This is a genomic window from Bacillus sp. L75, from assembly GCF_003676355.1.
In the GTDB taxonomy this organism is placed as follows: domain Bacteria; phylum Bacillota; class Bacilli; order Bacillales; family Bacillaceae; genus Bacillus; species Bacillus velezensis.
The window spans coordinates 106789-119974 of sequence record NZ_ML064909.1; the positions used below are offsets into that span (position 1 = coordinate 106789).

Annotated in this window: 14 protein-coding genes; 4 read left to right on the plus strand and 10 right to left on the minus strand. The window is 48.7% G+C overall.

The annotated features are described in order from the left end of the window. The first annotated feature begins 266 nt into the window (after positions 1 to 266). A complete protein-coding gene (locus D5S11_RS14805; RefSeq protein ID WP_020955323.1) occupies positions 267 to 1631 on the plus strand; it encodes an aspartate kinase in 1365 nt (454 codons plus the stop codon). Between the two features lie 79 nt (positions 1632 to 1710). Further along, positions 1711 to 1821, plus strand: coding sequence for a YjcZ family sporulation protein (locus D5S11_RS14810; protein ID WP_369878517.1), 111 nt, complete (start codon positions 1711 to 1713; stop codon positions 1819 to 1821). A 147-nt stretch (positions 1822 to 1968) separates the two neighbouring features. Here D5S11_RS14810 and phrC read toward each other — a convergent pair whose 3' ends face one another. The 4 genes from phrC to yclJ form a co-directional block, all read right to left on the minus strand. Next, the gene (phrC, locus tag D5S11_RS14815; protein WP_003156334.1) at positions 1969 to 2088 is read right to left on the minus strand and encodes a phosphatase RapC inhibitor PhrC; all 120 of its coding nucleotides are present in this window, start codon (positions 2086 to 2088) and stop codon (positions 1969 to 1971) included. Next, positions 2072 to 3220, minus strand: a complete 1149-nt coding sequence (locus D5S11_RS14820; RefSeq protein ID WP_007410270.1) for a Rap family tetratricopeptide repeat protein — start codon at positions 3218 to 3220, stop codon at positions 2072 to 2074. The genes phrC and D5S11_RS14820 overlap by 17 nt, the downstream gene beginning before the upstream one ends. A 152-nt stretch (positions 3221 to 3372) precedes the next feature. Continuing rightward, complete coding sequence (gene yclK, locus D5S11_RS14825) at positions 3373 to 4806, minus strand: two-component system sensor histidine kinase YclK (protein ID WP_162183162.1); 1434 nt, start codon at positions 4804 to 4806, stop codon at positions 3373 to 3375. Continuing rightward, complete coding sequence (gene yclJ, locus D5S11_RS14830) at positions 4793 to 5476, minus strand: two-component system response regulator YclJ (protein WP_042634825.1); 684 nt, start codon at positions 5474 to 5476, stop codon at positions 4793 to 4795. Before yclJ ends, yclK begins: the two co-directional genes overlap by 14 nt. A 212-nt stretch (positions 5477 to 5688) precedes the next feature. On the opposite strand from yclJ, the gene D5S11_RS14835 reads away from it, so the two are divergent. Then, positions 5689 to 7101, plus strand: a complete 1413-nt coding sequence (locus D5S11_RS14835; RefSeq protein WP_108725166.1) for an ABC transporter permease — start codon at positions 5689 to 5691, stop codon at positions 7099 to 7101. A gap of 14 nt (positions 7102 to 7115) precedes the next feature. After that, positions 7116 to 7799 carry an ABC transporter ATP-binding protein gene (locus D5S11_RS14840; RefSeq protein WP_108725167.1) on the plus strand — a complete coding sequence of 228 codons (684 nt, stop codon included), beginning with the start codon at positions 7116 to 7118 and terminating at the stop codon, positions 7797 to 7799. Between the two features lie 103 nt (positions 7800 to 7902). On the opposite strand, the gene D5S11_RS14845 is transcribed toward D5S11_RS14840, so the two are convergent. Genes D5S11_RS14845 through D5S11_RS14870 form a run of 6 tightly spaced genes read right to left on the minus strand, consistent with a single transcriptional unit; the run spans position 7903 to position 13186 of the window. Further along, a complete protein-coding gene (locus D5S11_RS14845) occupies positions 7903 to 9249 on the minus strand; it encodes an MmgE/PrpD family protein (RefSeq protein ID WP_007410264.1) in 1347 nt (448 codons plus the stop codon). Beyond that, a complete protein-coding gene (locus D5S11_RS14850) occupies positions 9246 to 10397 on the minus strand; it encodes a M20 peptidase aminoacylase family protein (protein ID WP_007410263.1) in 1152 nt (383 codons plus the stop codon). Before D5S11_RS14850 ends, D5S11_RS14845 begins: the two co-directional genes overlap by 4 nt. Positions 10398 to 10414: 17 nt before the next feature. Then, entirely contained in the window at positions 10415 to 11164 is a 750-nt protein-coding gene (locus D5S11_RS14855; RefSeq protein WP_032866958.1) for an amino acid ABC transporter ATP-binding protein, read from the minus strand. Positions 11165 to 11177: 13 nt separating this feature from the next. After that, entirely contained in the window at positions 11178 to 11852 is a 675-nt protein-coding gene (locus D5S11_RS14860) for an amino acid ABC transporter permease (protein ID WP_020955318.1), read from the minus strand. Positions 11853 to 11874: 22 nt separating this feature from the next. Then, entirely contained in the window at positions 11875 to 12666 is a 792-nt protein-coding gene (locus D5S11_RS14865) for an amino acid ABC transporter substrate-binding protein (RefSeq protein ID WP_020955317.1), read from the minus strand. 28 nt (positions 12667 to 12694) lie between these two features. Beyond that, the gene (locus D5S11_RS14870; RefSeq protein ID WP_003156352.1) at positions 12695 to 13186 is read right to left on the minus strand and encodes a GNAT family N-acetyltransferase; all 492 of its coding nucleotides are present in this window, start codon (positions 13184 to 13186) and stop codon (positions 12695 to 12697) included.

A 13186-nucleotide genomic window follows, 5' to 3' on the forward strand; every position in this document is an offset into this window, starting at 1 on the left:
GTCATCCGCGGGCCGTACACTAAATTGTCTTACAATCAGTCTATCAAGAATTTGCAGGATTTTCTATAACCTACATTTGGCTGCTTATCATTTTTTGCACATGATGACACGCTTGAGGGAAACAAATCTGACAAACAGCGGCAAAATTCCTCCATGAAAATACAAATGTTCTCCCCACGTAGAAAAAATCCTTGATTTACATGTTTGAAAGAGAGATAATAAAAATTAAATTTGTGAGAAAATTTAAATATTAGGGGATGTAAATCATGAAAGTTGTAAAATTCGGAGGCAGCTCTCTTGCGTCAGGAGCCCAGCTTGAGAAAGTGTTTCAAATCGTGACGGCTGATCCCGCGCGGAAAGCCGTCGTCGTATCGGCACCGGGAAAACGCTTCTCGGACGATACAAAGGTGACGGATCTGTTAATCCGCTGTGCGGAGCATTATTTGCAAAAAGGTGCAGCGCCCGAGCTTGCCGAAACGGTCATTGAACGGTACGCCGCCATCGCGCGTGAGCTGAACCTGGATTTCTCTATTATAGAAAGAATCCGCAGTGACCTATTCGCTCTTTTAAACAGCTGTAAAACCAATCCCGAACAATATATGGATGCGGTGAAGGCGAGCGGCGAGGACAACAACGCGAAGCTGATCGCAGCCTACTTCCGACGGCAGGGCGTGAAAGCGGAATACGTAAGTCCGAAAGAAGCGGGGCTGTTTGTGACGAATGAACCCGGAAGCGCGCAGGTGCTCCCCGAGTCTTATGGTCATTTGTACCGTCTGAGAAACCGTGAAGGCTTGATCATTTTTCCGGGATTTTTCGGTTACACGAAGGAGCATGAGATTGTGACGTTTTCCCGGAGCGGTTCTGATATTACCGGCTCCATTCTCGCCAGCGGCTTAAAAGCCGACCTGTACGAAAACTTTACTGATGTGGACGCCGTCTATTCCGTCAACCCGTCAATCGTGCGGCATCCGAAAGAAATTAACGAACTGACGTATCGGGAAATGCGTGAGCTCTCCTATGCCGGATTTTCCGTTTTTCATGATGAAGCGCTGATTCCCGCATTTCGGGCCGGCATCCCCGTTCAGATTAAGAATACGAATAATCCGGATGCGAAAGGAACACGCGTCGTCAGCAGCCGTGACAATACGAACGGGCCAGTCATCGGCATCGCAAGCGACACGGGCTTTTGCAGCATTTACATAAGCAAATATTTAATGAACCGGGAAATCGGTTTCGGCCGCAAAGCCCTTCACATTTTGGAGGAAGAAGGATTGACGTATGAACACGTTCCATCCGGCATTGACGACATCACGATCATCCTTCGGCACAATCAGATGGACTCAGAACTGGAACACAGGCTCGTCACCCGTCTGAAGCAGGAACTTCAAGCAGATGAAGTCACAGTCAGGCACAATCTGGCGCTGATTATGGTCGTCGGGGAAGCGATGCGCCATAATGTCGGCACAACCGCCAGGGCATCCAAAGCACTGTCGGAAGCCGGCGTCAACATCGAGATGATTAATCAAGGGTCATCGGAAGTCAGCATGATGTTCGGAGTGAAAGAAGAACAGGAAAAACACGCGGTGCGGGCACTGTATGATGAATTTTTCGCCGGAGTCTTACTCTCATAGGACACCGCCTCTTTTTTCTCTTGTCCACTAATATCCCTTACAAAGCAGCTTCTTTTACATATTGTATGGTATAGACAATATGGAGGTGAAGCTCATGTCAGGATATTCTGGAGTCAGCTCTTTCGCTTTGATCGTTGTTTTATTTATCCTGTTGATTATTGTAGGTACTGCCTTCGTTGGCGGTTTCTAAACATCACTCCGTCTATATGAGGACGCTGCGGGTTTTGACCTGCGGCGTTTTCTTTTGTTTTCCGCCGCTGTCCAAGTCCGGCCGCGCAAAAAAGACTGCCGAGAACATTCTCGGGCAGTCTTTTCCTTTGTTCTGGTTATTTTCTCCTCACGTCATTCCTCTTTCAGCTACATGGAATTCAGCCTGATCTGTCTGGCCTGCACCTGTCACTGTAAAAATCGCGGCGGCTGCTAAACAAATAACAAACCATTTAGATTTCAATTTCATACAAACCCTCACTCCTTTGTATTTGTTTCCTTGCCTCTTCGACTTTCAGAAAATAGTCAGAAGAAATTTTAAAGCAATTTTGTTCATAGTAATATTTAGCTGCTTCTAGTGCTAAATCCTCTATATCGGCGTATAAATTTTTATCTTCCAGGTAACGGAAACACGCGCTGATTGTTTCCTCATCCGGTTTCGCCTGATACAGAGCCTGCAGCCATTCGAATTTTACCGTATAAACGGGATCGTCTGTTTCTTTAGCATATTCATATCCCCGCTTGTGATATTCCGACGCTTTTTCTTTTTTTCCGAGTTTAAAGTAAATGAGTGTGATTAGAAAATATGCTTGAGGAAGAGAATTGACGATTCTTTGTGATTCAAATGTATCGACCGCCCGTTCAAAGTACGGAATCGCTTCGCCGATGCGGTCCTGATTGTAGTAGCACAGTCCGAGGTTATACAGCGCCCTCCCGACAAGCTGCGCTTTTTGTTCTTTTTCGGCCATTTGCAGAGCGTGCTGAAAATGTTTGGCCGCCTGTTCAAAGCGCCTTTCATCCATTAAATTGACGCCGAATACAAAATGGCATTGAATGATCCGGACGTTATATGTGTCCTGCTCTACGTAAATTTCATAAGCGTTTTTTATATGTATCAAAGAAAAATACGTTTGTTTCATATGATAATAAGCTTCGGCCACTTTAAAATAAAACTCCGCCCGTTCCACGTGGTCCGATACGAAGGCCAGTTTTTTCTCAGCTTGTTTATAATATGTAATCGCTGAGATAAATTCTCTTTTATCAAATTCAAACATGCCTTTGAAAAAGTTGACGTAATAATCGAGAAGCCCTTTGAGGCCGGCCTGGCTGTTATCAATGTTATCAAGAATTTCCGACAGGGTCGGCTGGTCTTCTATCTTCAGTTTTTCCAGCGGCTCCAAGTAGTCCAGCATCAGCTGATGGCGAAATTCCATGAGGGAATAATAAAGCACTAAGTTCGAATCAGGCTCCATATGGTCAAGCTCTTGTTTGATCTCGGCCTTCAAGATCTCCGCATCCGGCACGCTGAATGTTCTGATGTATCGATACCACTCGTTAATTTTCTGCCCGACTGCTGAAGAAGGAATTAACCCGCTCTTCATTCCTTCACCCTCCCCATCCAAGACCTGTTTACCAGTTATTTTATCACGTTTCCGTCTCTTTCCATCCCGAAAAACACGCAAACTTTGTTTCGGCAGAGCGCAATTTTCCGAGTGGAGTTAAAACAGGCGGCGGCCAGACGGGACCGCCGGTTTCAAGATGATTCATTTTTCGTATTCAGCGGAAGGCGGATTGTAAAGGTCGTGCCTTTTCCTTTTTCGCTGTCAATATCTATCGTGCCCTTGTGCATTTCGACGAGCTGCCTGACGATGGACAGGCCGAGTCCGTATTCGCCGTATGCCGTATTCGTCCGGGACACGTCCGCCTTATAAAACCGCTCCCATATATGCTCAATTTCTTCTTTGGAGATGCCGATCCCGGTGTCTTCGATTTCAATCACCGTTTCTTTATAGCCTTCATACCCGCGCAGCGTGATGTCTCCCTTTTGCGTAAATTGAATGCTGTTTTTCGTGATGTTGACGAGAATCTGGATCAGCCTGTCATAATCGGCGAATACTTTGACGCCGTCCTCCACTTGAATCCGCAGCTGATTTTGCTTTTCCTCCGCCTGCTGATTGAGATGCTCTTTAATAATTTCAAACACCTCGATGAGCGGCAGACTGAGCTTGTCCAGTTTGATTTGCTGGGATCTGATTTTTTCATAATCCAGGTTTTCTTTCACGAGCCTGAGCATCCGCTTCGTTTCTTCGCTGATCAGCGAGAAGCATTTCTCTTTATCTTTTTCCGGGATGGTGTTGCTGTTAAGCCCCTCCACAAGTCCGTTAATGGTCGTCAAAGGCGTTCTCAGCTCATGGGAGACATCGGCGATAAATTGGCGCCTCCGTTTTTCAAGGCGGTCAATCTGCTCTCTCGATTGCTTCAGATTTTTGGCCATGATGTTGAAATCGGACGCCAGCATGCCGATTTCATCGCCGCCGCTGTTTTTAAGAGAAATATCATAATCACCGGATGCCACTTTTCCGGTCGCATCCCGCAATGTCTGAATCCGCTTGACGTGAAATTTAGATAAAAGCCAGCTCAGCAGAATCGTGATGATAAGGGTGCTGATGATCGCGTAAAACATATAGCGGTTGACCTGGCTGATCATCTGCTCGACCCCTCTGACGGGAGACACGAGCAGCACCGCGCCTTTAAATTGATCGTTGATAAAAAGCGGCTTTGCGACAAGCGATACTTCTAAACCTTCTGTATTAAAACGGTTCATCTCCGCTCTGATCTGAACGGTTTTCCCTTGCTTCAGCATGTGCCACTCTTTACTTTTCAGCTTCTCGCGCGGCGGCATATCGTCAGGAAAAAAGTAAGGCCGCTGATGTTCATCGAAAATAATAAACCTGGTCTCGCGCGTTTTTAACATGTCCTGATACGGATACAGGCGGCGCAGATCAAGATCGCGGCCGTTCAGCTCACTTGTGATCTGCTGGGCGTAAGATGACAGCTCATCCACTTTATTTTGATACGCAAAATCTTTCACAAAGTGCGAAAACAGGGAAATGATGATGAAAAAGGCCAAAATCAAAATGCTGACATGACTTAACAGCAGCTGATATAAGTATTTAATCCTCATCAAATTTGTATCCTACCCCCCACACCGTGTATAAAAACGGTTTTTCCTCACTGGACAGTTTTTTGCGCAGCCGTTTAATATGAACATCAACCGTACGTTCATCGCCGTAAAATTGATAGCCCCACACCTGCTCAAGCAGCTGCTCTCTCGAAAAAACCTGGCGCGGGTTTTGTGCGAGATAAAAGAGCAGATCGAATTCCTTCGGCGTCAGATTCTCGACAGGTTTTCCGTGCAGAAACACTTCCCGCGTCTTCTTATTGATTGAAAAACACGCCGTTTCGATCAAGTCGTCGCTTTTAACGGCCTGCCCCGTCGCCCGGTATCTTCTGATCACCGCTTTAATCCGCGCTACTAGCGTCAGCGGGCTGAACGGCTTGGTGACATAGTCGTCCGCCCCCATTTCAAACCCGATCACCTGATCAGACTCCGTGTCCTTTGCGGTCAGCATAATAATCGGCACACTGCTCGTCTCTCTTATTTTCCGGCAGATCGTCACTCCGTCCATGGATGGAAGCATAATGTCCAGAATGACCAAATCCCAGTCCTCTTTCGTGAAACGCTGATAGCCTTCCACTCCGTCATGGACAAATTCGGCTTCAAATCCTTCTTTAAAAAAGAACATTTCCGTCATGGTGCATACGCTTATATTGTCTTCTATCATTAATATCTTCATTGGTTCCTCCGCTTATCTTCACGCTTTTTCTTATAATAGCACCATTTTACCCGGGTGTTTTCGGGTTTCACAATTGTTAGTTTTTATTTCATCACCCGGAAATAGTTTGTTCATATTTTTTTCATACATTTCTCCTACTATATACATATCGGATGGCCGGTGCTAAAGAAGGCCGGTTTTACAAGATCTGACACCCACACGGAGGAACAGACATGAACTTTATAAAAAGAGCCTTTTGGAGCATGAAGGCAAAAAAGGGAAAAACATTTTTGCAGCTGGTTGTGTTTTCAGTGATTTGCATTTTTGTCCTGTCCGGTCTTACGATCCAGTCAGCGGCAAAGAAATCAAGCGAACTGGCAAGGCAGCAGCTCGGCGGGAGCGTCACACTCCAGGCTGACCGCCAAAAGCAAATGGCGCAGCAGCAAAAAGACGGTGAAAAGAGGACGTTTGAATCAACGCCGATTTCCGTCTCAGATGCCAAGAAGCTTACATCTTTACAGCATGTTAAAAATTACAACTTCCTCACGACAGCGTCAGCAAATGCAGAAAGCTTTGATGCGATAAAAAGCTCAGGCGAATCAGCCGATAACAGTTCCGGCGCCGGCCGTTTTCAAGGCGGCGGAAGACAGATGATTTCAGCTGATATCTCGATCGAAGGCGTGCTCTCTACGGCATTGCTTGATGATTTCACAGGCGGGAGCTCAAAAATCACTGACGGCCGCGCCATCACAAAAACAGATGCGGACGCAAAAGTCGCCGTGATTAATGAAACGCTGGCAGATCAAAACAAGCTGAAGGTCGGCGGCTCCATTACCGTTTCCTCAGCAGCGGATGATTCTGTGAAAACGAAGCTTAAAATTGTGGGAATCTATAAAACAACATCATCAGGAGACGATCAGGCACAGCATTTTTTATTCTTAAATCCTGACAATAAAATCTATACGCCTTACACCGCCGCGGCGGCGTTAAAAGGGTCTGATAACAAAAACAAAATCAGCTCAGCCGTTTATTATATGGATGATGCCAAATATATTGACTCATTCGTTGCGGCTGCGAAAAAAACATCTATAGATGATAAAACCTACGCGCTGACGACAAATGATCAGGTGTATCAGCAAATGGTCGGCCCGATTGAAAATGTCGCGTCATTTTCTAAAAACGTGGTATACCTTGTATCCATCGCGGGCGCGGTCATTCTCGGGTTGATCGTGATGATGTCGATCAGGGAACGCAAGTATGAAATGGGTGTCTTGATGGCGATCGGCGAAAAGCGCTGGAAGCTCATCGGACAATTCTTAACGGAAATTCTGGTTGTCGCCGTTATTGCCATCGGGATCGCATCCGTCACGGGCAGCCTTGTGGCGAATCAGCTCGGAAATCAGCTTCTTTCCCAGCAGGTCAGCTCAGCCGATGATTCACAGCAGCAAACAAGCGGCTGGGGCGGCATGTTCGGTCAGCATTCATCCGGCGCGGATGTCATCAGTACAATGCAGGTAAACGTCTCGCTGAATGACCTTCTGATTCTTGGCGGGATCGGCGTCGCAATTGCCGTCATCGCCACATTACTGCCGTCTGTATCAGTCATGCGGCTTCACCCTAAAACGATCCTGACCAAGCAGGAATAAGAGGAGGCAGCATAATGAGCCTATTAACCTTTCAACAGACCGGCTACTGGTACCAAGACAAATCACAGCCGCTGTTCCAGGATATAACGATCAGCTTTGAAAAAGGGAAGTTTTATACAATTGTCGGCGCCTCCGGAACGGGGAAAACAACGTTTCTGTCTCTGGCGGGCGGCCTTGACACACCTAAACAGGGAAGCATCCTTTATAACGGAAAAGACATCTCCAAAATTGGATTAACCAAATTCAGAAATCAATATGTCTCTATCGTCTTTCAATCTTATCATCTGATCCCGTATATGACAGCGCTCCAGAATGTCACAACGGCGATGGAGATCACCGGCTCTAAGGAGAACAACAAAGATGCGTTCGCGCTCAGCATGCTGAAAAAAGTCGGCATCACCGAACAGCAGGCCCGTCAGCGGGTGCTGACATTAAGCGGCGGACAGCAGCAGCGCGTTTCAATTGCGCGGGCTTTCTGCTGTGACACGGATTTGATTTGCGCGGACGAGCCGACGGGAAATCTCGACGAGGATACGTCAAAGGAAATCGTCCGGCTCTTTCAGGATCTGACGCATAAAGACGGCAAATGCATCATCATGGTTACGCACGACGAACAAATTGCCAAAGTTTCGGATATCAACATCCGCTTATCAAGAGGAAGTTTCACGGTCAAAGAAAACGGCACGGCCGTTTCCTGATACCGCGCCCCTGCCAGCGCAGACAGGGGCGCACCCTATATCCCCCTATTCAATAGAAGTGAACGTAAAAAGAGCGAGGGCTGCATCCCCCCGCTCTTTTTATTTATATCAGCTGTAAATAACGGTCCATATTTGATTGTCCGGCTGCTTTGATCAATTCTTCCGCCTTTTTCTCTTCTCCCGGCAAAGCGAGCCGGAGTTTGTCTTCAATGTCTTTTTCAGAAAGACCGTTTCCCGGCGCTCCCTTCGGACAGTCGATACGTGTTTCATAGACATGACCGCCGGAAGCCGTGACCCGTACAATTGTAAAACGGCCCTTCGGAACGGCGTTGTCAGCCGGCTGAATTTGGTCATCGCAACTGCGGTGAATCCGCTCAAATCCTTTTTGAAGGGATTCCGGAATCGGCTCGGATGTGAAATGTTCAACTGAAAAATCCTTACCGTGCAAAGCCAAGGTGATCACATATTCCACGCTGAATCTTCCCGCTTCGCCTGTTTTCGGACGCCGTTCTGTCAATGCAGCGTCACCGCCCGGCGGATAAATCACGTCGATCCGTTCCGTTTGGCCGAAAGTGAGACCATGTTCGGCCTTCAGCTTGAGAATGGCGTCCGCCGCATGATGAGCCGCCGAACAAAACGGATAAACCTTAAACCAAAGTCCCGGGCTCACAATCCGCCAAGGTTTTCCCCACCCGCTTACAAGGAGGGTTTCTGCCCGTTCAAGATCGCCGTACAGTCCGAAAAAACCTTTCTCCCCGTCGAGCGCATGAACTGAGCCGCCGAAACCGGCCTTTGCAAGCTTTACGGCGAACAACCCGGCTTGAGCGGCCAGTCCGGCGTGGAGCGGCTTCATTTCTGTCCCGAATTGCACTCTCATGCCTCCGGAGCGGGCAGCCGCAAACCCGATTGCTTTCTGCAATTGGTTTTGATTCAGATTCTCCGCGAATCCGACGGCGCATGCGGCCGCAATGGCACCTAACGTTCCTGTATTATGCCAGCCTTTCTCGTAATGATGCCTTCCAGCTGACTCGCCGAGCCGCGCCATCACTTCGATTCCCGTCACATAAGCACCGAGAAAACGGCTTTTGTCTATACGGCCGGCTGATGCGGCTGCAATCAAAGCCGGAAGGATGACTGCGCTCGGATGTCCTCTTACATCAGAATGAACATCATCAAAATCAAGCGCATGTGCGATGAATCCGTTAATGAGCGCGGATTGGGACGGCGTGGTTTTTTGATTTCTGCCGATAAGCGGCGCTATCGGCACCCCGCCTTCTTCTTCGGCCAGTTTTACCAGCTTTTCAACTCCTTTATCCCGTCTCCCCGCAAAAGCTGCCGCTGTAAAATCAAGCAGTCCTTTGCGCGCTTCTTTCATCGCTTCAGCGGATGTTTCCGGCACAGACGACATGACGGCCTGAGCAAGTCCGGCCGTCAGATTTTCCGTATTCATTCCGTCTGCTCCAATACGTTGACGGCAAGCCGGGCGAAAAACTCAGCCGCTGCCGGGAGCGCTTTTTCGTCGAGTGTGAAGGCGGGATGGTGCCATTCTTCCGTTCCGTTTGTTCCCATCCAGACGAAGAAGCCGGGGATTTTTTCTTGATATAATGCGAAGTCTTCCCCGCCGGGCGACTGTTCTGCCCGAACGGTTTGAAGCCCGAGGCTTTCAGCCGTTTGTTCCGCCGCCTGTATGAAACGGGCGTCGTTCATCACTGACGGAAGGTAAGGATACCAGCGGAAATCAGCCTCTGCCCCGAATCCGGCTGCGATTCCTTCGGCAACCCGCTTCATATGTTTCGGAACAGCGTCACGCGCTTCTTTTTGAAACGTCCGGACGGTGCCTTCCATTTCAACATGGTCCGGGATGACATTCCAAGAGCTGCCGCCTTGAACTCTTGTGATGCTGACGACGGCATTATAAAGCGAGCTGATATTTCTGCTGACAACTGATTGCAGGCCGCCGATGATCTGTCCTGCCGCCTGAATCGGATCAATGCTGTTATCAGGGATTCCGGCGTGGCCGCCTTTTCCTTTAACAGTGATTTCAAAGCGGTCGACACTCGCCATCAGCGGGCCTTCTTTCAGACCGACCGTGCCGACGGGGAGGTCAGGTTTGTTATGCATGCCGAATATCGCCGATACACCGTCAAGCGCGCCGGCTTCAATGACCTGTCTTGCTCCGGCGGCGATTTCTTCCGCGGGCTGAAAAATAAACCGCACCGTTCCTTTCAGCTCATGCTTTCTCTCATTTAATAAAAAAGCCGTGCCGAGGATAGATGCCGTATGGAAATCATGGCCGCAGGCGTGCATCACGCCGCTGTTGCGCGAAGCAAACGGAAGGTTTGTTTTCTCTTCGATCGGCAATGCGTCGATGTCCGCTCTGACGGCGATGACGGGGCCGCTTTTGTCTCCTTTGATTTCAGCGATCACTCCGGTTTGAAGTTTCGGCATATCAAGAACCGTAATTCCTTCTTCCTCCAGCCAGCGGCGGATTTTATTCGTCGTTTCGTATTCCTCGCCTGACAGCTCAGGGTGTTCATGAAGGTCGCGGCGGATATTGATTAAACGTTTGTTTAATGATTCATACGTTTCATTTGCCATTTCTTCTTCTTCCCTTCTTAGACAAGTTCGGCGTGCTCTCCCACTTGCTTAATAAATTTTTTCGTCCGTTCGTTCTGCGGATTGTCAAACAGCTCTTCCGGCGTTCCCTGTTCGATGATGCGTCCGTCCGCCATAAATATGACCTTGTCGGCCACTTCACGAGCAAAAGCCATCTCATGCGTGACGATGATCATGGTTGTCTGTTTTTCGGCAATTGATTTGATGACTTGGAGCACCCCGGCTACAAGCTCAGGGTCAAGGGCCGAAGTCGGTTCATCCAGTAAAATCGCGTGAGGATCAACGGCCAAGGCGCGCGCAATCCCGATCCGCTGCTGCTGTCCGCCTGACATCGTAATCGGGTAGCTGTCCGCTTTGTGTTCTAAACCGACTTGCCGCAGCAGATCCATACCGATCTGTTCCGCTTCTTTTTTCGGTTTCTTTTGCGCGGTGATCAGCGCCTCTGTCACATTTTGCAGGGCGGTTTTGTTTTTGAACAGGTTGTAATTCTGAAACACCATCGCCGTCTGCTGGCGAAGCTTATGAACGTCTTTGCGCGAATAGGACGCTGCATTCAGCTTTGCATCACCGATTTCAATGATGCCGTCATCCGGGCGCTCCAGCAGATTCAAACAACGGAGGAGCGTTGATTTTCCCGAGCCTGACGGGCCGATGATGGCCGTGACTTCGCCGCTTTTGATCTCAAGGTCGATCCCGTCAAGTACGGTAAGGTCTTTAAATGCTTTTCGAATATGTCTGACTTGTATCATCCTGAGCCTCCTCCTATGTGCGATAAGGCTTGCTGATCGCCCGTTCGAGCAGATCCTGCAGCACACTGTAAATAATCGTAAGAATCCAGTACATGACCGCGACGGCTAAATACGTCTCAAAATATTTGAGGTTGCCTGATGCGTACATTTTTCCTTGGGCGAACATCTCCATCACTCCTAATGTAAAGGCGAGCGATGTTTCTTTTAACAGGCCGATAAACGTATTTCCCGTCGCGGGAAGCGCGTTTCTGACGGCTTGCGGGAAAATGATTCGTCTGTACGCCTGGGATTTTGTCATTCCGACAGACAGACAGGCTTCAAGCTGCCCCTCATCGACTGAATTGAGCGCCGCGCGGAAGATTTCAGCCAAGTAGGCGGCATTCTTCAGGCTTAACCCGATAATCGCCGCAGTTAACGCCGTCATCTTGCTCATTCCGGGAAACAGCTGAGGCAGGCCGTAATAAATTAAGAAAAGCTGGACGAGCGTCGGCACGCCCCGGAAAAATGAAATATACATCTTTGACAGCTGGTGAAGCACAGGAACACGATTTTTTGTGATAAGCGCTAATATAAGGCCGCCGATCACGGCAAATACCATGGCCGCGACGGCCATTAGTAATGTGATCGGCAAGGCTTCGATTAACGCGGGAAAAGCTGAAAACATAAATCCCCAATCAATGCTGTTCATTCTCGATTTTCACCGCCGTTTCTTAATGCTTTGCTTCTGTTGTGATATCTTCTTTAAAGTACTTTTCAGACAGCTTTTTCAGCGTGCCGTCTTTTCGCAGGTCTTCAATGGCTTTGTTTACTTTTTTGCGGATTTTATCGTGAGCCGCATCTTTCGCAAACGGGAAAGCGACTTTTTCATAGACAATCGGGTCTCCTGCTAATTTCAGAGGCAGACCGGTCTTTTTGATCTGGGCGATCAGGACGCTGCGGCTGTTTACATAAGCGTCAACCCGTCCGTAAGCCACGTCTTTCAGCGTGCCTTCTTGTGTTTCATACGTTTTCATGTTGATTTTTTTATCCGGGTCCTTGCTCTCAAGGTTTTTCGCGTGGTTTGAGCCCAGAACGGCCGCCACTGTTTTTCCTTTTAGATCGTTGACTGATTTGATGTCTTTGTTATCGTTTTTGACGACGATTTGAGTGCCCGCATACGAATACGGTTCTGTGAAGTTATACGTTTTCTCGCGTTCGTCCGTGACAGCGACCTGGTTAGAGATGGTGTCGAGTTTGCCGGTCTGGAGCTCTCCCATCAGTCCGCTGAATTCAAGCAGCTTCCAGTCCAGTTTCATGTTGATTTTTTTCGCGACGGCTTCCATGACATCCACGTCAAAGCCGGTCAGCTTGCCGTTTTCTTTATATGCGAACGGATAGCTTTGTCCCGTGGCGCCTACATGCAGTACGTTATCGCCGCCTTCGCTTTCTTTTCCGTTTCCGCATGCTGATAAGACCGCCAAAAGTGCGGCAGACAGCAGCAAAGCCCATGTTTTCTTCTTCATTGAAATCCCGCCTTTTCCTATTAGAATGTTAATCCTGCAATTGTTTTTTTAAATAAATGGTGATGTGCCCTTTTCCTAGATCCTTTTCGCCTGCACGGACGTAGCCTTTTCGCTCGTACATGCCGATCAGCCACGGATGCTTGTCCGCTGTGCCCAGTGACACGAAAGGCGCTTTTAATGTGTCGCGGAGCACTGTATTCTCCAGCCACTCCAGCATGTCTGAGCCCGTCCCTTTTTTTCCGGTTTCAGGATCGACGGCAAACCACCAAATATGAGGAACACCGTACGGCCCGGGATTAGGCCCCCACGGCATCCGCAGAGAAATCGTCGCCAGAATCCGGCCGTCTTCCTCCAAAACGTAACAGGCGTTTTTTTGTATGTTATTCAAAACGAGTTCTTTATCCGCCGTGGCAGCGGCAAAGTTGATGCCGAGCTTGCGGATCGGTTCATACGCCCGCAGTGTCAGTGAAAGCAGCTCATCAGCGTCTGCCTCCGTTGCGAGCCGGTATTGTCTTGACAT